The sequence below is a fragment of the Clostridium sp. LIBA-8553 genome (genome assembly GCF_057782465.1).
In genome coordinates this window covers 3183589-3201351 of record NZ_CM173489.1, presented here as the reverse complement: position 1 = coordinate 3201351, position 17763 = coordinate 3183589, and the positions used below count along the sequence as shown (strand labels likewise).

Below are 17763 nucleotides of genomic sequence, written 5' to 3'. Positions count from 1 at the left end.
AGGAATTTGCAATGTCAAAAGCAAAATTTGAAAGAAGCAAACCACACGTTAACATTGGAACAATCGGTCACGTAGACCACGGTAAAACAACTTTAACAGCAGCTATAACAACAGTTTTAGCACAAGCTGGTGGAGCAGAAGCATTCAAATATGATGAGATAGATAAAGCTCCAGAAGAAAAAGAAAGAGGAATCACAATCAACACAGCTCACGTTGAGTACGAAACAGCTAACAGACACTACGCTCACGTTGACTGTCCAGGACATGCTGACTACGTTAAAAACATGATCACTGGAGCAGCTCAAATGGACGGAGCTATCTTAGTTTGTTCAGCAGCTGATGGTCCAATGCCTCAAACAAGAGAGCACATCTTATTATCATCAAGAGTTGGAGTTGATCACATCGTAGTATTCTTAAACAAAGCAGATATGGTTGACGACGAAGAATTATTAGAATTAGTTGAAATGGAAGTTAGAGAGTTATTAAGCGAGTACAACTTCCCAGGAGACGACATTCCAGTAATCAAAGGATCAGCTTTAGTAGCATTAGAAAACCCAACTGACGAAGCTGCAACAGCTTGTATCAGAGAGTTAATGGATGCTGTAGATAGCTACATCCCAACACCAGAAAGAGCAACAGATAAGCCATTCTTAATGCCAGTAGAGGACGTATTCACAATCACTGGTAGAGGAACAGTTGCAACAGGAAGAGTTGAAAGAGGAGTTCTACATGTAGGAGACGAAGTAGAAGTAATCGGATTAACTGAAGAAAGAAGAAAAACAGTTGTAACAGGAATCGAAATGTTCAGAAAGTTATTAGATGAAGCACAAGCTGGAGATAACATCGGAGCATTATTAAGAGGTATCCAAAGAACAGACATCGAAAGAGGTCAAGTTTTAGCTCAAGTTGGAACAATCAACCCACACAAAAAATTCGTAGGTCAAGTATACGTACTTAAAAAAGAAGAAGGTGGAAGACACACTCCATTCTTCGATGGATACAGACCACAATTCTACTTCAGAACAACAGACGTTACAGGATCAATTAAATTACCAGAAGGAATGGAAATGGTTATGCCTGGAGACCACATCGACATGGAAGTTGAATTAATCACTGAAATCGCTATGGATGAAGGATTAAGATTCGCTATCAGAGAAGGTGGAAGAACTGTAGGTTCAGGAGTTGTTACTTCAATAATCGAGTAATTCTAACTTTTTAGAAAAGCTTAAATATAAATTTTAAAATAGTACCGATGAACAACGGGAGTTCATGCTGAGTTAAACCTAACTTACGTTCTTAGCGCAAAAGAGTGTAACTTGAGGATTAATAAAGAAAAATTTCTAATATATAGACGTATATACTAGAAAGCTCTTAAAAATCAGAACTAATGCGCAACAGTTTTTGATTTTTAAAGAGAGTTCATTAAAAGGCCTGTGAAGAGAGAGGAATTTCCTCTCTCTTTTTATTTTTTTTAATAATATATTGCTTTTATAAAAAAATTAAATATAATATAATTAGAATTTTTTTTGTGGTAAGAATAATAATATGAATTTTTTGTTAGGAATAAAATTCTTGTTGAAAAATTTTTAAAATAGTATATTATTAATATTAGTGTTTTATTTTTTGGACGGTTTTAAGGTCAAAAATTATAAAAAATGTATATGCTAAAACTTCTAAAAAAATACTTGAAAAAACGTAATATACATAGTATAATGAAGAAGTTGTAAAGCGAACAGCGATGAATCAAGAGGTTGCCGGACTTCCGGGTAATTCTTGATGAGCATGTTAGGATCTAGAATCCAACGACAGGGGTTAGGTGAACATGTTTAAGGTGTGAAACACCAGGGACAGTTTACACATACTTACTGTTGTGCGTTAGAAGTAAAGCGTACATGAAAAGGAGGGAAACCAAATGTCAAAACAAAAAATAAGAATAAGATTAAAAGCATTTGATCATACAATATTAGATCAATCAGCTGAGAAAATTGTTGAAACTGCTAAGTCAACAGGAGCAAAGGTTGTTGGACCAGTTCCACTACCAACTGAAAAAGATGTTATAACAATCTTAAGAGCTGTACATAAGTACAAAGACTCTAGAGAGCAGTTCGAAGTAAGAACTCATAAGAGATTAATAGACATCGTTAATCCATCACCAAAAACTGTTGATGCATTAATGAGATTAAACTTACCAGCAGGTGTTGATATCGAAATAAAACTTTAATAGTTTATTTAGATTGAATTAAGAGATTGAACTGTTATGATTGCAGAGGCAATCCGCTAATACGTTTAGGAGGTGTAACCACATGAAAAAAGCTATCATAGGTAAAAAAGTTGGAATGACTCAAATATTCGATGAGAATGGTAGAGTAATCCCTGTAACTGTAGTTGAAGCTGGTCCATGTGTTGTAGTTCAAAAGAAAACAGTTGAAACTGATGGATATGACGCAATACAAGTTGGATTCGGTGAGTTAAGAGAAAAATTAGTTAACAAACCAAGAAAAGGACATTTCGCTAAAGCAGGTGTTTCTTTAAGAAGAACTTTAAAAGAGTTCAGAATGGAAGATGTTGCTAGTTACAATGTTGGAGACGAAATAAAAGTTGACACATTTGAAATTGGAGATAAAGTAGACGTATCAGGAGTTTCTAAAGGTAAGGGATTCCAAGGTACAATTAAAAGATGGAATGCTAGTAGAGGACCAATGTCTCACGGTTCTAAATTCCACAGAGCACCAGGTTCAATGGGAGCTGCTTCAGACCCATCAAGAACTTTCAAGAACAAGAGAATGCCTGGACATATGGGAGCTAAGAACACTACAGTTCTTAACTTAGAAGTTGTTAAGATAATGCCTGAAAAGAACATAATCTTAATCAAGGGTGGAATCCCAGGTCCAAATAAAGGCACAGTAGTTATAAGAAACAGCGTTAAGGCTTAATTTCTGTAGAAAGGAGGAAGCGTAATGCCTAAAGTAGGTTTATTTAATAAAGAAGGACAACAAGTTGGAGATATCCAATTAAACGAGCAAGTATTTGGAGTTGAAGTAAACAAATATGCTTTACACCAAGTAGTAGTGGCTCAATTAGCTAACAAGAGACAAGGTACTCAATCAGCTAAAACAAGATCTGAGGTAAGAGGAGGCGGAATCAAGCCTTGGAGACAAAAAGGAACAGGTAGAGCAAGACAAGGTTCTATCAGAGCGCCTCAATGGATCAAAGGTGGAGTTGTATTTGCACCAAAACCAAGAGATTACAGAATGTCAATACCAAAGAGCATGAAGAAAGTAGCTATGACTTCTGCTTTAACTAGCAAAGTTGCAGATATGGTTGTTTTAGAAGACTTAACTTTCGAAGCTCCAAAAACTAAGGAAGCAGTTAAAATGTTAAATGCTTTCGAAGCTAAGAAGACATTAATAATAACAGCTGAAGTTAATGAAAATGTATATAAATCAGCTAGAAACATCGAAGGTGTAACAGTTATGCCTGTTAACAACATCAATGTTTATGATTTATTAAACTGCAAAACATTAATGATAACTAAAGAAGCTGTAAACAAAATTGAGGAGGTGTACGCATAATGAAGTTAACAAGCCATGATATAATCAGAAAACCAGTTATAACTGAGAAGAGTATGGCAGCTATGGCTGAAAATAAATACACCTTCATAGTTCATATGGCAGCTAACAAAGTACAAATAAAGAGAGCTGTAGAAGAAGTTTTCAACGTAAAAGTTGCTGACGTTAAGACTATGAGATTCGAAGGAAAAACTAAGAGAGTTGGAGTTCATATCGGAAAAAGAGCTGACTTCAAAAAAGCTGTTATAACTTTAGCAGAAGGTAGCAGCATTGAGTTCTTCGAAGGAATGCAATAATAAAAAGCAGGTATTGGTTGAGGCCAGATAAGCTATAAGAAGGAGGGACAATAATGGCACTTAAAAAGTTTAACCCAACTACACCATCAAGAAGACAAATGACTATGCCAACATTTGAAGAAGTTACTACAAATGCACCTGAAAAGTCACTTCTTGTTTCTTTAAAGAAAACTGGTGGTAGAAACGCACAAGGTAAAATAACTGTTAGACACCATGGTGGTGGAGCTAAGAGAAAATATAGAATAATAGATTTCAAAAGAAATAAGGATGGAATCCCAGCAAAAGTTGCTACAGTAGAGTACGATCCAAATAGATCAGCTTACATAGCACTTGTTGTTTACGCTGATGGAGAGAAGAGATACATACTTGCTCCTGTAGGTTTAAAAGTAGGAGATACAGTTGTATCAGGACCAGAGGCTGATATCAAGCCAGGTAACGCTCTTCAATTAAAGCACATGCCAGTAGGTACTTTTGTTCATAACATAGAGTTACAAGCTGGAAAAGGTGGCCAAATGGTAAGATCAGCAGGTACTTCAGCTCAGTTAATGGCTAAAGAAGGAAACTATGCTACATTAAGATTACCATCAGGCGAAATGAGATACGTAAGAATAGAATGTAAAGCTACTGTTGGAACAGTATCAAACACAACTCATGAGATCGTAAATATCGGTAAAGCTGGTAGAAAGAGACACATGGGATGGAGACCAACAGTTAGAGGTTCTGTAATGAACCCTTGCGATCACCCTCACGGTGGTGGAGAAGGTAGATCTCCTATCGGTAGACCAAGTCCAGTTACTCCATGGGGTAAACCAGCACTTGGATACAAAACTAGAAAGAACAAAAAATACTCAGATAGATTCATCATTAAGAGAAGAAACGCTAAATAGTTTGGAGAGAATTAAATATTCTCTTCACAGTTTGGCGGCATAATTAAGTTTATGAAGGGAGGAAATTCTAGTGAGTAGATCAATTAAGAAAGGACCTTTCGTGCATGCAGGTCTTTTAAAGAAAATAGAAGAAATGAACCAAAATGGAGATAAGAAAGTTATCAAAACTTGGTCAAGAAGCTCAACTATATTCCCACAAATGATAGGCCATACAATAGCTGTTCATGATGGAAGAAAACATATCCCAGTTTATGTTACAGAAGATATGGTTGGACATAAATTAGGAGAATTCGTTTTAACAAGAACTTTCAAAGGTCATATTAAAAACGAAAAAACATCAAAGAGAAAATAATAGTATCCGGGAAAGGAGGATCTTTAGATGGAAGCTAAAGCTATAGCTAAATATGTAAGAATGTCTCCAACTAAAGTAGGAGTTGTTCTTGATTTAATAAGAGGAAAGAACGTAAACGAAGCTTTCGCAATTTTAAAATATACTCCAAGAGATGCCGCTGAGGTTATAAACAAAGTTTTAAAATCAGCAGTAGCTAATGCGGAGAACAATCATGAGTTAGATGCAAACAGATTATTTGTTGCAGAAGCACATGTAGGTCATGGACCAACTTTAAAAAGATTCAGACCAATGGATCATGGTAAAGCATTCAGAATAAACAAGAGAACAAGTCATATAACACTTGTTGTTAAAGAAAGAGCTTAATAAGGTAAGGAGGGAAAAGCATGGGACAAAAAGTACATCCTCACGGACTAAGAGTTGGTGTAATTAAAGATTGGGATGCAAAATGGTATGCTGATAAGAAAAATTTTGCTGACAACTTAATAGAAGACCAACAAATAAGAAAATTCATAAAGAAAGAACTTTTCTCAGCTGGAATCGCTAAGATTGAAATCGAAAGATCAGCTAAAAGAGTTAAGTTAAACATACACACAGCTAAGCCAGGAGTAATCATCGGAAAAGGTGGTTCAGGAATCGAAAGATTAAAAGCTAGCTTAAAAAATATAATAGCTGAGAAGAATGTTTTAATAAACATCGTTGAGGTTAAGAACGCTGAAACTAACGCTCAATTAATGGCTGAAAACATTGCTGCTCAATTAGAAAAGAGAATATCATTTAGAAGAGCTATGAAGCAAACTATCCAAAGAGCAATGAAAGCTGGCACATTAGGTGTTAAAACTGCTTGTTCAGGTAGATTAGGCGGAGCTGAAATAGCAAGAACTGAGCAATACAATGAAGGAACAATCCCACTACAAACAATAAGAGCTGACATCGATTATGGATTTGCTGAAGCTGATACAACTTACGGTAAAATCGGTGTTAAAGTGTGGGTTTACAATGGAGAAGTTCTTCCAACTAAAAAAGTTGAGAAAAAGGAAGAAGCTAACGCATAATAGGATGCACTAAGAAAGGAGGAATATAACATGTTAATGCCTAAAAGAGTTAAACATCGTAAGGTACAACGTGGTAGAATGAAAGGTAAGGCAACTAGAGGAAACTTTCTAGCTTACGGAGATTTCGGAATCCAAGCTACAACTTGTGGATGGATCACTAGTAACCAAATAGAAGCTGCGAGAATAGCTATCAATAGATATATAAGAAGAGGCGGAAAGCTTTGGATAAAAATATTCCCAGACAAACCTGTAACTGAGAAACCAGCTGAAACAAGAATGGGTTCAGGTAAAGGTTCAGTTGAATACTGGGTAGCAGTAGTTAAACCAGGTAGAGTTTTATTTGAATTATCTGGAGTTGATGAAGAGAAAGCAAGAGAAGCTATGAGACTTGCTTCACACAAACTTCCTGTAAAGACTAAGTTCGTTACAAGAAGAGATTTTGAGGAAATGGGTGGTGAAGAATAATGAAAGCTAGAGAGTTAAAAGAACTAAGAACAAGCAATCCTCAAGATTTAATAAAGAAATTAGGAGACCTTAAAGCTGAGTTATTCAATTTAAGATTCCAATTAGCTACAGGTCAATTAGAAAACCCAATGAGAATCAGAGAAGTAAAAAAATCAATAGCTCAAATCAAAACAATCATAAGAGAAGAAGAGTTAAAGATTGAGCAGTAATCCTGAAAGGAGGTAACCGCTGTGGAAAGAAATTTAAGAAAAAAGAGATTAGGTAGAGTTGTTTCTGATAAAATGGATAAAACTATCGTTGTTGCGGTTGAAACAAAGGTTAGACATCCACTATACGGAAAAACTGTTAACAGAACAACTAAGTTCAAAGCTCATGATGAAAATAATGAGGCTAGATTCGGAGATAGAGTTCTTATAATGGAAACTAGACCATTATCTAAAGATAAGAGATGGAGACTTGTTGAGATAGTAGAGAAAGCAAAATAGTTTTCTAAAGTCTGAAAGGAGGTTAATTTCATGATACAACAACAAACCTTACTAAAGGTTGCTGATAACTCAGGTGCAAAAGAAATAATGTGCATAAGAGTTTTAGGCGGATCTAAAAGAAAATTCGGAAATATCGGAGATGTAATAGTTGCTAGCGTTAAAAGTGCAACACCAGGCGGAGTTGTTAAAAAAGGAGACGTTGTTAAAGCAGTTATTGTAAGATCAGTAAGAGGACTAAGAAGAGCTGACGGTTCATACATCAAGTTTGATGAAAATGCAGCTGTAATAATAAAAGATGATAAGCAACCAAGAGGAACTCGTATCTTTGGACCAGTTGCTAGAGAGCTAAGAGATAATGAGTTCAATAAAATCTTATCATTAGCACCAGAAGTTCTATAATAAACGATTAGGAGGTGGCTAAGATGAAGGTACATGTTAGAAAGAACGACACAGTAGTAGTTATATCAGGTAAAGATAAAGGAAAAACTGGTGAAGTTTTAAGAGTAATTCCTAAGACTGGTAAAGTAGTAGTTAAAGGAGTTAACTTAGTTAAAAAGCATCAAAAACCTAATAGACAAAACATGCAAGGTGGAATAATAGAAATGGAAGCTGCAATAAACAGCTCAAAAGTTATGTTATTCTGTGAAAAATGCAAAAAGGCTACAAGAATAAGCCATAAGTTATTAGAAGACGGTGCAAAAGTAAGAGTATGTAAGAAGTGTGGAGAAACATTCTAAAATTTGAAAGGAGGTACTTTACGTGAATAGACTTCAAGAAAGATATGAAAAAGAAGTAGTTCCAGCTATGATGGAAAAGTTCGGATACAAAAACATAATGCAAGTTCCTAAAATAGAAAAAGTTGTTATAAACATGGGAGTAGGAGAAGCTAAAGACAATCCTAAGGTTCTAGAATCAGCTGTTAGTGATTTACAAATAATCGCTGGACAAAAGCCTGTATTAACAAGAGCTAAAAAGTCAGTTGCTAACTTCAAAATAAGAGAGAACATGGCTTTAGGATGTAAAGTTACTTTAAGAAAGACTAATATGTACGAATTCGTAGATAAATTAGTTTCAATAGCTTTACCTAGAGTAAGAGACTTCAGAGGAGTTTCAGCTAAAGCATTTGATGGAAGAGGAAACTACTCATTAGGAATTAAGGAACAATTAATATTCCCAGAAATCGAGTATGATAAAGTAGATAAAGTAAGAGGAATGGATATAATCTTCGTTACTAGTGCTAACACAGACGAAGAAGCAAGAGAATTATTAAGATTCCTTGGAATGCCATTCGCTCAATAATAAGGAGGGGATACGCATGGCTCGTAAGGCAATGATCGAAAAATGGAAAAAAGAACCTAAATACAAAACTAGAGCGTATACTAGATGTAGATTATGTGGAAGACCACATTCTGTATTAAAGAAATTCGGAATTTGCCGTATCTGCTTCAGAGAATTAGCTTACAAAGGTGAAATTCCTGGATGTAGAAAGGCAAGCTGGTAATATAACTAGTAGAATGAAAGGAGGCACAATATAATGGTTATGACAGATCCTATCGCAGACTTACTAACTCGTGTGAGAAACGCGAACTCAGTAAGACACGAAGTTGTTGAAGTACCTTCTTCAAGTGTTAAGAAGGCTATCGTAAATATATTATTACAAGAAGGTTATCTTAAAGGAGTAGAGGAATACAACGATGGTGTAGTTCCTATGATGAGATTAACTTTAAAGTACGGAGCAAACAATGAAAGAGTTATAACTGGTTTAAAGAGAATATCAAAACCAGGTTTAAGAGTTTACTGCAAGAAAGATGAAGTTCCTAGAGTATTAAACGGATTAGGTATCGCTTTAATATCAACTTCAAAAGGATTAGTAGTTGACAGAGAAGCTAGAAAATTAGGATTAGGCGGAGAAGTTATCTGCTACGTTTGGTAATTTTTTAGATTGAGAAAATAACATAGATTTAAATAGATTGAAGCAAAGAGATAAATTTAAAAAAAATAAGGACCAAATTCACAGGAGGTGCGCATTATGTCAAGAGTAGGTAAAATGCCTATAGCTATCCCTGCTGGAGTAACTGTTACTGTAACACCAGAGAACGTTGTTACAGTAAAAGGCCCTAAGGGTGAATTAGTTAAAGCTATGCACAAAGACATTAATATAGCTGTAGAAGATGCTCAAGTAGTTGTTACTAGACCAAGTGACGTTAAAGAACACAGAGCACTTCACGGATTAACTAGAGCTTTACTTAACAACATGGTTGTTGGAGTAAGCCAAGGTTTCTCAAAAACTTTAGAGTTAAACGGAGTTGGATACAGAGCTCAATTACAAGGAAAGAAACTTGTTATGAACTTAGGATATTCACATCCAGTAGAAGTTGAACCAGTTGATGGAGTAGACTTCAAATTAGATGGAACAACTAAAGTTATCGTTGAAGGTATCGATAAAGAGAAAGTTGGAGCAGTTGCTGCTAACATCAGATCATGGAGAAAACCAGAGCCATACAAAGGTAAAGGAATCAAGTACTCTGATGAAGTTATAAGAAGAAAAGAAGGTAAAACTGGTAAATAATAAATACTAATATAGAAAGGAGTGAACCTTATGTTCAAAAAGGCAGACAGAAAAGAAGCAAGAGAAAGACGTCACCTAAGAGTTCGTAAGAAGGTATTCGGAACTCCAGAAAGACCAAGATTATCTGTATATAGAAGTGAAAAGAACATATATGCTCAAATAATAGACGACGTTAATGCTGTTACTTTAGTAGCTGCTTCAAGCTTAGATAAAGCTATCGAAGTTAAAGGAAGCAACAAAGAAGCTGCTAAATTAGTTGGAGAATTAGTTGCTAAAAGAGCTATAGAAAAAGGAATAAATGATGTAGTATTCGACAGAGGTGGATACGTATATCACGGAAGAGTAGAGGCTTTAGCTAGCGGAGCAAGAGAAGCCGGATTAAAATTCTAATCTACAAGGAGGGGAAATACATGAGAATCGATCCTAGCACACTAGACCTTAAAGAAAAGGTTGTTAGTATAAGCAGAGTTACTAAGGTTGTTAAGGGTGGTAGAAACTTCAGATTCAGTGCGTTAGTTGTTGTTGGAGACGAGAACGGACACGTTGGTGTTGGAACTGGTAAATCTATCGAAATCCCTGAAGCAATAAGAAAAGGAATAGAAGATGCTAAGAAAAACTTAGTTGAAGTTTCAATAGTTGGAACTACTGTTCCTCATGAAATACACGGAAAATTCGGTACAGGAGATGTACTTATAATGCCAGCTACTGAAGGTACAGGAGTTATAGCTGGAGGTCCTGCAAGATCAGTTCTTGAATTAGCAGGATTAAAGGATGTTAGAGCTAAATCATTAGGTTCAAACAACCCAAGAAACATGGTAAAAGCAACTATCAACGGATTAGCTAGCTTAAGAACAGCTGAAGATATAGCTAAATTAAGAGGAAAATCTGTTGAAGAGATATTAGGTTAGGAGGGATAGCGATGCTAAAGGTAACATTAGTTAAAAGCTTAATTGGTAGAAAAAAAGACCATATCGCTACTGCACATGCCCTTGGACTTAGAAAAATAGGTAAAACAGTAGAGCATGAGGAAACTCCTCAAATAAAAGGTATGATAAACAAAGTTAGTTATCTACTAAAAGTTGAAGAAGCATAATTAAATAGAGCGTTAGAGGAGGTGTAATAACATATGAAACTTCATGAATTAAGACCAGCAGCTGGTAGTAAATCAGCTCCAAAAAGAGTTGGTAGAGGTACTGGTTCAGGATTAGGAAGAAATGCCGGAAAAGGTGAAAAAGGTCAAAATGCTAGATCAGGTGGTGGAGTTAGACCTGGATTTGAAGGTGGTCAGATGCCATTATACAGAAGACTTCCTAAAAGAGGATTCACTAACCCATTTACAAAACATTTTGTAACAATCAATGTTGATAGATTAAACATATTCGATAATGGAACAGAAGTTACTCCAGAATTACTATTAGAAAAAAGAGTAGTAAGTAAACTAATGGACGGAGTTAAGATCTTAGGAAATGGAAACATAGAAAAGAACTTAACTATCGCAGGTTGCAAGTTATCAAAGCAAGCAGCTGAAAAAATAGTTGCAGCTGGAGGAAAAGTTGAGGTGAAATAATCGTGCTATCAACCCTACGTAATGCCTGGAAGGTTCAAGATTTAAGAAAAAAAATAATTTGGACTGTATTCTTAATAGCAATTTTCAGGATGGGAAGTTATATTCCTGTTCCTGGAATTGATACAGATAGTCTGAAAGCTTTAACACAATCAGGAAGCTTAGTAAGCTTCTATGATTTAATTTCTGGTGGTTCTTTTAGTAGATTTAGTATATTCGCTTTAGGTGTTGTACCATACATTAATGCTTCAATCATTATGCAGCTTTTAACAGTTGCAATTCCTAAATTAGAGCAATTATCTAAAGAGGGAGATGACGGAAGAAAGAAAATCCAAAAGATAACTAGATATGCTTCAATTGTTATTGGAGCAATTACAGCTTATGGAACTTATGTGATAATTCACAATGTAGGTGCACTTAAGAGCACTTCTCCAGTTAGTATGTTCTTAATATTACTAACATTAATAGTAGGATCAACTTTCTTAATGTGGCTAGGAGATCAAATTACTGTTAAGGGAGTAGGAAATGGTACTTCTTTGATAATATTTGCGAATATATTATCAAGTTTACCAATGACTGGTTATCAAATATATAACTTAAGTAAGATAGGTAAAATAAATATTGTTGAAGTAGCATTATTTATTTTCTTTACATTAGCTTTATTAGCAGGTGTAATTTACTTATCATTAGCTGAAAGAAGAATTACTGTACAATATGCAGGTAAAGCCGTAGGTAACAAAATGATGAAGGGACAATCAACTCATATTCCATTAAGTATTATTGGAACAACTGTTATAGCAATAATCTTTGCTATGTCTGTTATGAGTTTCCCAACAACTATAGCTCAATTCTTCCCAGAAGCTGGATGGTCACAATGGATTACAGGATCTTCTTACAGTCCTTTCAATGCGAAGACTTGGATGTATCCAGTATTATATGCATTACTGACTATATTCTTTACTTGGTTCTATACTCAAATAACATTTAAGCCAGATGAAATGGCTGAGAATATGCATAAATCATCAGGTTTCATTCCTGGAATAAGACCTGGTAAACCAACAGAGATTTATTTAGAGAAAGTATTAAATAGAATTTCAATGTTTGGTGGATGTTTTGCTGCATTTATAGCAGTAGTTCCTATTTTAGTTGCAAACTATACTCCTTTTGAAGGAATACAGTTTGGAGGAACATCACTGTTAATCTTAGTTTCAGTTTCATTAGAAATAATGAGACAATTAGAATCTCAATTAACAATGAGACATTACCAAGGATTCTTAAAATAGAAATACAAGTTATGGAGATGATGCCCGTGAAGATAGTTTTATTAGGTCCTCCTGGAGCAGGAAAAGGAACACAGGCAAAATCAATTAGTAATAGATATTCAATTCCTCATATATCTACTGGAGATATTTTTAGAAAAAATATTTCTGAGAATACTCCTTTAGGTATTGAGGCTAAAACATACATGGATAATGGACAGTTAGTTCCAGATGAAGTAACTATAAACATGGTAAAAGATAGACTTCAGCAAGATGATTGTAAAAATGGATATCTGTTAGATGGTTTCCCAAGAACAGTTCATCAAGCAGAAGCTTTAGATAACTTCTTAACTGAAAGAGGAGAGTCAATAGACACAGCTCTTTTAATAGAAGTACCTAAAGAGTTCATACTTGAAAGAATGACAGGAAGAAGAGTTTGTCCTTCATGTGGAGCAAGTTATCACATAAAGTTTAATCCACCAGCTAATGATGGAAAATGTGATCTTTGCGGATCAGATGTTATACAAAGAAAAGATGACACTGAGGAAACAGTGAAAGAAAGACTTGATGTGTACGAAAATCAAACACAACCATTAATTGATTTTTATAAAAACAAAAAGCAACTTTCAGTAGTAGATGGAACACAAGCAATAAACGAGGTCTTTGAGAGTATCTGTAAAATATTAGGGAGCGACAAGTAATGATAATTCTTAAGAATGAGAATGAAATCGACCTAATGAGGAAAGCAGGAAAGCTTCTTGGAGAAACACTTAACCTGCTTAAGGAGAAAGTAAGACCTGGTATTACTACTACGGAATTAGATAGAATAGCTGAAGAGTTTATAACTAAGCATGGAGCTACACCATCCTTTAAAGGATTGTATGGTTTCCCAGCTTCATTATGTATATCTGTTAATAATCAAGTAATTCATGGTTTCCCAGGAAGTTATGAATTAAAAGATGGAGACATTGTTTCTATTGATTGTGGAGTTTGTCTAAATGGATTTCACAGTGATGCTGCTAGAACTTTTGGTGTTGGAAATATATCAGAAGAAGCAAAAAAGCTTATTAGGATTACTGAAGAGTCCTTTTTTAAAGGGATAGAGAAGGCATATGTAGACAATAGATTAACGGATATTTCTAATGAGATACAGCAATATGTTGAAGCCAATGGATTTTCTGTTGTTAGAGACTTTGTAGGACATGGAATTGGCCGAAAAGTACATGAAGATCCTGAAGTTCCTAATTTCGGTAGACCAGGCAGAGGTCCAAAGTTAATGGCTGGAATGGTATTAGCTATTGAACCAATGGTAAACATGGGATCATATAGAGTCAAGACTTTAGATGATGGCTGGACAGTAATAACAGCAGACGGGAAACTTTCTGCACATTACGAAAATACAGTTGCAATTTTACCTAATGGTCCTGAAATATTAACACTTGTAAAATAGTTTTAATATATATTGCTTAGTTATAAATTAACATTTGCCTATAAGGAATTTGTAGTTTATGACTAAGGTAATCTTTGAGGTGGATAAGTTGCAAGAAACTCACTTAATTGGTAGATTAGTTACTTCAAATGCAGGCAGAGATATAGGAAAATCATATATTGTGATTGAAGTGGTAGATGATTATCTACTAGTAGCAAATGGAGCAACTAAGACCATTGAAATGCCAAAAAAGAAAAAAATAAAACATGTAGTGCTTACTGAGATATTGGATGATGAGTTAAAATCATGTATAATATCAAGGGATAAGAATGTAAATCTTAAAATTAAAAGATTTTTAAAGCTTAATCGCACTAACAAGGAGGTTTGATTACCTTATGTCAAAAAGTGATATAATTGAAATGCAAGGTACGGTTTTAGAATCCCTACCAAATGCAATGTTTGAAGTTGAATTAGAGAGTGGGCATAAAATATTAGCTCATATCTCAGGAAAGTTAAGAATGAACTTCATAAGAATTTTACCAGGAGATAAGGTTACTGTGGAACTTTCACCATATGATCTTACAAGAGGTAGAATTACATGGAGAGCAAAATAAGGAGGGTTAGCGATGAAAGTAAGACCATCAGTTAAGCCTATTTGCGAAAAGTGCAAAGTTATAAGAAGAAAAGGAAGAGTAATGGTAATCTGTGAAAATCCTAAGCACAAACAAAAACAAGGCTAATAGGTAAATAAAACATAATAAAAAGGTCAATTGGGAGCGAATTCTTATTGACTTTTATTTAAAAGTAAAATATGATTATATAGGCATTTAAATAATAGCAAATAAATTTTAGGTGCGGCTGTGATGGGTAAAACCATCAACCTAAAATTTTAAATATAAATAAACAATAGATCAATTGAGTTACTTATTAATGTAAATCAATTTCGTATTTTTATTACCAGGAGGTGTAACATTAATGGCAAGAATAGCAGGTATCGACCTACCAAGAGAAAAAAGGGTTGAAATAGGTCTAACTTATATATATGGTATAGGATTACCTACATCACAAAAAATTCTTGAAGTAACTGGAGTTAATCCTGATACAAGAGTTAAGGATCTTACTGAGGACGAAGTAAACTCAATAAGAAACTACATTAAAGAATTAACAGTTGAAGGTGACTTAAGAAGAGAAGTTGCTTTAAACATAAAGAGATTAGTTGAGATTGGTTCATACAGAGGAATCAGACATAGAAAAGGTCTTCCACTTAGAGGACAAAAAACTAAGACTAATGCTAGAACTAGAAAAGGTCCTAAGAAGACAATAGCTAATAAGAAGAAATAGTTAAGGAGGGAAGACAATGGCAGCTCAAAAAGTTAAAAAAACTAGAAGAAGAAAAGAAAGAAAAAATGTTGAGCACGGTGCAGCACACATCCAATCAACATTCAATAACTCAATAGTTACTTTAACTGATGCAAAAGGAAATGCATTAGCATGGGCAAGTGCTGGTGGACTTGGATTCAAAGGTTCAAGAAAAAGCACACCATTTGCAGCTCAAATGGCAGCTGAAACAGCGGCTAAAGCAGCTATGGAACACGGATTAAAAAGCGTTGAGGTTTACGTAAAAGGACCAGGTGCTGGAAGAGAAGCAGCTATAAGAAGCTTACAAGCAGCTGGATTAGAAGTTACTTTAATAAAAGATGTAACTCCAATCCCACACAATGGATGTAGACCACCAAAAAGAAGAAGAGTTTAGTAACGTCACGGGAGGTGTAATGAATGGCAAGATATACTGGAGCTACATGTAAGTTATGTAGAAGAGAAGGTATGAAATTATTCCTAAAAGGGGATAGATGTTATACAGATAAATGTGCTTTCGTTAGAAGAAGCTATGCACCAGGACAACACGGAGCAAGCAGAAAGAAATTATCTAACTACGGAACACAATTAAGAGAGAAGCAAAAAGCTAAGAGAATATACGGAGTTCTTGAAGGTCAGTTCAGAAACACATATGAAAGAGCTGAAAAAATGAGAGGAATTGCCGGTGAAAACTTACTTAAGTTATTAGAAATGAGATTAGATAACGTTGTTTACAGATTAGGATATGGTGCTTCAAGAACAGAAGCTAGACAATTAGTAAACCACGGACATTTCTTAGTAAATGGTAAGAAAGTTGATATAGCATCATTCAAAGTATCAGTTAACGATGTTATAACAGTTTGTGAAAAGAGCAGAGGATCAGAAAGATTCAAAATGTTTGCTGAAAATCCAAAAGCTTTACCAAAATGGTTAGAAGCTAACGTTGAAAACTTCGAAGGTAAAGTTGTTGCTGAGCCAGCTAGAGAAGATATCGATGTACCAGTTAACGAGACTCTAATCGTTGAGTTATACAGCAAATAATAATTATTGATCTTAGAGTACTTTTACAATTGGATCAGTTGCCCTCATAAGGTTGCCATTTTAATATTAAGGAGGGTTTTTGAATGTTAGAAATAGAAAAGCCAGTAATTCAATGTGTTGAATCAAACGATAACGGAACATATGGTAAGTTTGAAATAGAACCATTAGAAAGAGGTTATGGAATAACTCTTGGTAATGCATTAAGAAGAATCTTACTTTCTTCTTTACCTGGAGTGGCTCCAACTTCAGTTAAAATAGATTCAGTTCTTCATGAGTTTTCAACAATAACAGGTGTTAAAGAAGATGTTACAGAGATAATCTTAAATCTTAAAATGTTAGCACTTACTATGGAAGGTGAAGGACCAAAAACTATTTATATCGATGCTCAAGGACCAGGAGTTGTTACTGGAGCAGATATAAAAACAGATGGTGATGTAGAAGTTGTAAACAAAGATCTACATATCGCTACATTAGACAACGATGGTAAGTTATATATGGAAATCGTAGTTAATAGAGGAAGAGGATATGTTACTCAAAACAAAAATAAAACAGAAGATCTTCCATTATCAGCTATTGCTATAGATTCTATATACACTCCTGTAAAGAGAGTTAATTTCTCTGTTCAAAATACAAGAGTTGGTCAAATTACTGACTATGATAAACTTACATTAGAAATTTGGACTAATGGAACTATAAGAATTGAAGAAGCGATTTCATTATCAGCTAAAATTCTTATAGAGCACTTCAAATTATTCATGACTTTAACTGACAACGCTAATGATGTTGAGATAATGATTGAAAAAGAAGAAGATAAAAAAGAAAAAGCTTTAGAGATGACTATAGAAGAACTAGACTTATCAGTAAGATCATACAATTGCTTAAAAAGAGCAGGTATAAACACTGTTCAAGAGCTTGCAGGCAAGAGCATGGATGATATGATGAAAGTTAGAAACTTAGGTAAGAAATCTCTAGAAGAAGTAGAAAGAAAGTTAAACGAGTTAGGCTTAAATTTAAGACTAAATGACGAGTAGGTGAGGAGGTAAAGCCATGGCAGGATATCGTAAGTTAGGTCGTCCTACTGATCAAAGAAAAGCTATGCTTAGAAATCTTGTTACAAGCTTCTTAAAGCATGGTAAAATAGAAACTACTGAAACAAGAGCTAAGGAAGCTAGAAGTCTTGCAGAAAAAATGATCACTCTTGCAAAAAGAGGAGATTTACATGCAAGAAGACAAGTGTTAGCATTTGTTACAGAAGAAGAAGTTGTTAAAAACTTATTTGACAACATAGCTCCAAAGTACGCTGAGAGAAACGGTGGATACACTAGAATGTACAAAGTTGGTCCTAGAAGAGGAGACGGAGCTGAAGTTGTTATACTTGAATTAGTATAATATATTTCTTACAGAGGATTAAGTTTTTACTTAATCCTCTTTTGTCATAT

General features: G+C 34.7%; 33 protein-coding genes. All 33 read left to right on the top strand.

Going from position 1 to position 17763, the window contains the following annotated elements:
- The first annotated feature begins 11 nt into the window (after positions 1-11).
- The 33 genes from tuf to rplQ all read left to right on the top strand — a co-directional run bounded on the left by tuf (position 12) and on the right by rplQ (position 17713).
- Positions 12-1205, top strand: a complete 1194-nt coding sequence (gene tuf, locus AC2JAQ_RS14525) for an elongation factor Tu (protein ID WP_003452162.1) — start codon at positions 12-14, stop codon at positions 1203-1205.
- Positions 1206-1912: 707 nt separating this feature from the next.
- Entirely contained in the window at positions 1913-2221 is a 309-nt protein-coding gene (gene rpsJ / locus AC2JAQ_RS14520) for a 30S ribosomal protein S10 (RefSeq protein WP_003479233.1), read from the top strand.
- Between the two features lie 82 nt (positions 2222-2303).
- Positions 2304-2933, top strand: coding sequence for a 50S ribosomal protein L3 (rplC, locus tag AC2JAQ_RS14515; protein WP_423239003.1), 630 nt, complete (start codon positions 2304-2306; stop codon positions 2931-2933).
- A 24-nt stretch (positions 2934-2957) separates the two neighbouring features.
- Positions 2958-3572, top strand: a complete 615-nt coding sequence (rplD, locus tag AC2JAQ_RS14510; protein ID WP_423239004.1) for a 50S ribosomal protein L4 — start codon at positions 2958-2960, stop codon at positions 3570-3572.
- A complete protein-coding gene (gene rplW, locus AC2JAQ_RS14505) occupies positions 3572-3865 on the top strand; it encodes a 50S ribosomal protein L23 (RefSeq protein ID WP_003454311.1) in 294 nt (97 codons plus the stop codon). Before rplD ends, rplW begins: the two co-directional genes overlap by 1 nt.
- Before the next feature lie 53 nt (positions 3866-3918).
- Positions 3919-4752, top strand: coding sequence for a 50S ribosomal protein L2 (gene rplB / locus AC2JAQ_RS14500; protein ID WP_003460473.1), 834 nt, complete (start codon positions 3919-3921; stop codon positions 4750-4752).
- A 70-nt stretch (positions 4753-4822) separates the two neighbouring features.
- Entirely contained in the window at positions 4823-5104 is a 282-nt protein-coding gene (rpsS, locus tag AC2JAQ_RS14495; RefSeq protein WP_003454422.1) for a 30S ribosomal protein S19, read from the top strand.
- A gap of 27 nt (positions 5105-5131) precedes the next feature.
- On the top strand, positions 5132-5467 hold the full coding sequence (gene rplV / locus AC2JAQ_RS14490; RefSeq protein ID WP_322504993.1) for a 50S ribosomal protein L22: 336 nt from the start codon (positions 5132-5134) through the stop codon (positions 5465-5467).
- Positions 5468-5487: 20 nt separating this feature from the next.
- Positions 5488-6156 carry a 30S ribosomal protein S3 gene (gene rpsC, locus AC2JAQ_RS14485; RefSeq protein ID WP_003454406.1) on the top strand — a complete coding sequence of 223 codons (669 nt, stop codon included), beginning with the start codon at positions 5488-5490 and terminating at the stop codon, positions 6154-6156.
- Positions 6157-6186: 30 nt separating this feature from the next.
- Positions 6187-6621 (top strand): 50S ribosomal protein L16, encoded by a 435-nt coding sequence (gene rplP / locus AC2JAQ_RS14480; RefSeq protein ID WP_003454381.1) that lies wholly within the window; start codon positions 6187-6189, stop codon positions 6619-6621.
- On the top strand, positions 6621-6830 hold the full coding sequence (gene rpmC / locus AC2JAQ_RS14475) for a 50S ribosomal protein L29 (RefSeq protein WP_003454396.1): 210 nt from the start codon (positions 6621-6623) through the stop codon (positions 6828-6830). The genes rplP and rpmC overlap by 1 nt, the downstream gene beginning before the upstream one ends.
- A gap of 21 nt (positions 6831-6851) precedes the next feature.
- Positions 6852-7106, top strand: a complete 255-nt coding sequence (gene rpsQ, locus AC2JAQ_RS14470; protein WP_003454312.1) for a 30S ribosomal protein S17 — start codon at positions 6852-6854, stop codon at positions 7104-7106.
- A 30-nt stretch (positions 7107-7136) separates the two neighbouring features.
- Positions 7137-7505 carry a 50S ribosomal protein L14 gene (gene rplN, locus AC2JAQ_RS14465; RefSeq protein WP_008681183.1) on the top strand — a complete coding sequence of 123 codons (369 nt, stop codon included), beginning with the start codon at positions 7137-7139 and terminating at the stop codon, positions 7503-7505.
- Positions 7506-7528: 23 nt separating this feature from the next.
- Positions 7529-7843: a 50S ribosomal protein L24 gene (rplX, locus tag AC2JAQ_RS14460; RefSeq protein WP_003454257.1), complete on the top strand. Its 315-nt coding sequence runs from the start codon at positions 7529-7531 to the stop codon at positions 7841-7843.
- A 22-nt stretch (positions 7844-7865) separates the two neighbouring features.
- Positions 7866-8405: a 50S ribosomal protein L5 gene (gene rplE, locus AC2JAQ_RS14455; protein ID WP_003454431.1), complete on the top strand. Its 540-nt coding sequence runs from the start codon at positions 7866-7868 to the stop codon at positions 8403-8405.
- A 16-nt stretch (positions 8406-8421) separates the two neighbouring features.
- A complete protein-coding gene (locus AC2JAQ_RS14450) occupies positions 8422-8607 on the top strand; it encodes a type Z 30S ribosomal protein S14 (RefSeq protein ID WP_003470274.1) in 186 nt (61 codons plus the stop codon).
- Positions 8608-8640: 33 nt separating this feature from the next.
- A complete protein-coding gene (gene rpsH, locus AC2JAQ_RS14445) occupies positions 8641-9039 on the top strand; it encodes a 30S ribosomal protein S8 (RefSeq protein WP_003454446.1) in 399 nt (132 codons plus the stop codon).
- A gap of 96 nt (positions 9040-9135) precedes the next feature.
- Positions 9136-9675: a 50S ribosomal protein L6 gene (gene rplF / locus AC2JAQ_RS14440; RefSeq protein WP_060795071.1), complete on the top strand. Its 540-nt coding sequence runs from the start codon at positions 9136-9138 to the stop codon at positions 9673-9675.
- 30 nt (positions 9676-9705) lie between these two features.
- Positions 9706-10065 carry a 50S ribosomal protein L18 gene (gene rplR / locus AC2JAQ_RS14435; RefSeq protein ID WP_003454424.1) on the top strand — a complete coding sequence of 120 codons (360 nt, stop codon included), beginning with the start codon at positions 9706-9708 and terminating at the stop codon, positions 10063-10065.
- Positions 10066-10085: 20 nt separating this feature from the next.
- A complete protein-coding gene (rpsE, locus tag AC2JAQ_RS14430) occupies positions 10086-10583 on the top strand; it encodes a 30S ribosomal protein S5 (RefSeq protein WP_423239006.1) in 498 nt (165 codons plus the stop codon).
- Between the two features lie 5 nt (positions 10584-10588).
- Entirely contained in the window at positions 10589-10768 is a 180-nt protein-coding gene (rpmD, locus tag AC2JAQ_RS14425; protein WP_322505130.1) for a 50S ribosomal protein L30, read from the top strand.
- 33 nt (positions 10769-10801) lie between these two features.
- Positions 10802-11242 (top strand): 50S ribosomal protein L15, encoded by a 441-nt coding sequence (gene rplO, locus AC2JAQ_RS14420; RefSeq protein WP_423239007.1) that lies wholly within the window; start codon positions 10802-10804, stop codon positions 11240-11242.
- Between the two features lie 2 nt (positions 11243-11244).
- Positions 11245-12522: a preprotein translocase subunit SecY gene (secY, locus tag AC2JAQ_RS14415; protein ID WP_488457031.1), complete on the top strand. Its 1278-nt coding sequence runs from the start codon at positions 11245-11247 to the stop codon at positions 12520-12522.
- A gap of 26 nt (positions 12523-12548) precedes the next feature.
- On the top strand, positions 12549-13199 hold the full coding sequence (locus AC2JAQ_RS14410) for an adenylate kinase (RefSeq protein ID WP_488457030.1): 651 nt from the start codon (positions 12549-12551) through the stop codon (positions 13197-13199).
- A complete protein-coding gene (map, locus tag AC2JAQ_RS14405; protein WP_423239010.1) occupies positions 13199-13948 on the top strand; it encodes a type I methionyl aminopeptidase in 750 nt (249 codons plus the stop codon). Before AC2JAQ_RS14410 ends, map begins: the two co-directional genes overlap by 1 nt.
- An 88-nt stretch (positions 13949-14036) precedes the next feature.
- Positions 14037-14315: a KOW domain-containing RNA-binding protein gene (locus tag AC2JAQ_RS14400; protein WP_488458806.1), complete on the top strand. Its 279-nt coding sequence runs from the start codon at positions 14037-14039 to the stop codon at positions 14313-14315.
- A 7-nt stretch (positions 14316-14322) separates the two neighbouring features.
- Positions 14323-14541, top strand: a complete 219-nt coding sequence (infA, locus tag AC2JAQ_RS14395; RefSeq protein WP_300351220.1) for a translation initiation factor IF-1 — start codon at positions 14323-14325, stop codon at positions 14539-14541.
- 12 nt (positions 14542-14553) lie between these two features.
- A complete protein-coding gene (gene rpmJ / locus AC2JAQ_RS14390; RefSeq protein WP_039312872.1) occupies positions 14554-14667 on the top strand; it encodes a 50S ribosomal protein L36 in 114 nt (37 codons plus the stop codon).
- Between the two features lie 235 nt (positions 14668-14902).
- Positions 14903-15268: a 30S ribosomal protein S13 gene (gene rpsM, locus AC2JAQ_RS14385; RefSeq protein ID WP_300351226.1), complete on the top strand. Its 366-nt coding sequence runs from the start codon at positions 14903-14905 to the stop codon at positions 15266-15268.
- Positions 15269-15284: 16 nt separating this feature from the next.
- Positions 15285-15680 (top strand): 30S ribosomal protein S11, encoded by a 396-nt coding sequence (rpsK, locus tag AC2JAQ_RS14380; RefSeq protein ID WP_003454436.1) that lies wholly within the window; start codon positions 15285-15287, stop codon positions 15678-15680.
- Positions 15681-15703: 23 nt separating this feature from the next.
- Positions 15704-16324, top strand: coding sequence for a 30S ribosomal protein S4 (rpsD, locus tag AC2JAQ_RS14375; protein WP_003470276.1), 621 nt, complete (start codon positions 15704-15706; stop codon positions 16322-16324).
- An 83-nt stretch (positions 16325-16407) separates the two neighbouring features.
- Entirely contained in the window at positions 16408-17355 is a 948-nt protein-coding gene (locus AC2JAQ_RS14370; RefSeq protein WP_003454404.1) for a DNA-directed RNA polymerase subunit alpha, read from the top strand.
- Between the two features lie 16 nt (positions 17356-17371).
- Positions 17372-17713, top strand: coding sequence for a 50S ribosomal protein L17 (gene rplQ / locus AC2JAQ_RS14365; protein WP_423239011.1), 342 nt, complete (start codon positions 17372-17374; stop codon positions 17711-17713).
- Positions 17714-17763 lie beyond the last annotated feature (50 nt).

What these genes read in the sequence shown, in the direction of transcription:
- tuf (WP_003452162.1), top strand. Translation starts at nt 12, where the DNA reads ATGTCAAAAGCAAAATTTGAAAGAAGCAAACCACACGTTAACATTGGA.
- rpsJ (WP_003479233.1), top strand. Translation starts at nt 1,913, where the DNA reads ATGTCAAAACAAAAAATAAGAATAAGATTAAAAGCATTTGATCATACA.
- rplC (WP_423239003.1), top strand. Translation starts at nt 2,304, where the DNA reads ATGAAAAAAGCTATCATAGGTAAAAAAGTTGGAATGACTCAAATATTC.
- rplD (WP_423239004.1), top strand. Translation starts at nt 2,958, where the DNA reads ATGCCTAAAGTAGGTTTATTTAATAAAGAAGGACAACAAGTTGGAGAT.
- rplW (WP_003454311.1), top strand. Translation starts at nt 3,572, where the DNA reads ATGAAGTTAACAAGCCATGATATAATCAGAAAACCAGTTATAACTGAG.
- rplB (WP_003460473.1), top strand. Translation starts at nt 3,919, where the DNA reads ATGGCACTTAAAAAGTTTAACCCAACTACACCATCAAGAAGACAAATG.
- rplV (WP_322504993.1), top strand. Translation starts at nt 5,132, where the DNA reads ATGGAAGCTAAAGCTATAGCTAAATATGTAAGAATGTCTCCAACTAAA.
- rpsC (WP_003454406.1), top strand. Translation starts at nt 5,488, where the DNA reads ATGGGACAAAAAGTACATCCTCACGGACTAAGAGTTGGTGTAATTAAA.
- rplP (WP_003454381.1), top strand. Translation starts at nt 6,187, where the DNA reads ATGTTAATGCCTAAAAGAGTTAAACATCGTAAGGTACAACGTGGTAGA.
- rpmC (WP_003454396.1), top strand. Translation starts at nt 6,621, where the DNA reads ATGAAAGCTAGAGAGTTAAAAGAACTAAGAACAAGCAATCCTCAAGAT.
- rplN (WP_008681183.1), top strand. Translation starts at nt 7,137, where the DNA reads ATGATACAACAACAAACCTTACTAAAGGTTGCTGATAACTCAGGTGCA.
- rplX (WP_003454257.1), top strand. Translation starts at nt 7,529, where the DNA reads ATGAAGGTACATGTTAGAAAGAACGACACAGTAGTAGTTATATCAGGT.
- AC2JAQ_RS14450 (WP_003470274.1), top strand. Translation starts at nt 8,422, where the DNA reads ATGGCTCGTAAGGCAATGATCGAAAAATGGAAAAAAGAACCTAAATAC.
- rpsH (WP_003454446.1), top strand. Translation starts at nt 8,641, where the DNA reads ATGGTTATGACAGATCCTATCGCAGACTTACTAACTCGTGTGAGAAAC.
- rplF (WP_060795071.1), top strand. Translation starts at nt 9,136, where the DNA reads ATGTCAAGAGTAGGTAAAATGCCTATAGCTATCCCTGCTGGAGTAACT.
- rplR (WP_003454424.1), top strand. Translation starts at nt 9,706, where the DNA reads ATGTTCAAAAAGGCAGACAGAAAAGAAGCAAGAGAAAGACGTCACCTA.
- rpsE (WP_423239006.1), top strand. Translation starts at nt 10,086, where the DNA reads ATGAGAATCGATCCTAGCACACTAGACCTTAAAGAAAAGGTTGTTAGT.
- rplO (WP_423239007.1), top strand. Translation starts at nt 10,802, where the DNA reads ATGAAACTTCATGAATTAAGACCAGCAGCTGGTAGTAAATCAGCTCCA.
- map (WP_423239010.1), top strand. Translation starts at nt 13,199, where the DNA reads ATGATAATTCTTAAGAATGAGAATGAAATCGACCTAATGAGGAAAGCA.
- infA (WP_300351220.1), top strand. Translation starts at nt 14,323, where the DNA reads ATGTCAAAAAGTGATATAATTGAAATGCAAGGTACGGTTTTAGAATCC.
- rpmJ (WP_039312872.1), top strand. Translation starts at nt 14,554, where the DNA reads ATGAAAGTAAGACCATCAGTTAAGCCTATTTGCGAAAAGTGCAAAGTT.
- rpsM (WP_300351226.1), top strand. Translation starts at nt 14,903, where the DNA reads ATGGCAAGAATAGCAGGTATCGACCTACCAAGAGAAAAAAGGGTTGAA.
- rpsK (WP_003454436.1), top strand. Translation starts at nt 15,285, where the DNA reads ATGGCAGCTCAAAAAGTTAAAAAAACTAGAAGAAGAAAAGAAAGAAAA.
- rpsD (WP_003470276.1), top strand. Translation starts at nt 15,704, where the DNA reads ATGGCAAGATATACTGGAGCTACATGTAAGTTATGTAGAAGAGAAGGT.
- AC2JAQ_RS14370 (WP_003454404.1), top strand. Translation starts at nt 16,408, where the DNA reads ATGTTAGAAATAGAAAAGCCAGTAATTCAATGTGTTGAATCAAACGAT.
- rplQ (WP_423239011.1), top strand. Translation starts at nt 17,372, where the DNA reads ATGGCAGGATATCGTAAGTTAGGTCGTCCTACTGATCAAAGAAAAGCT.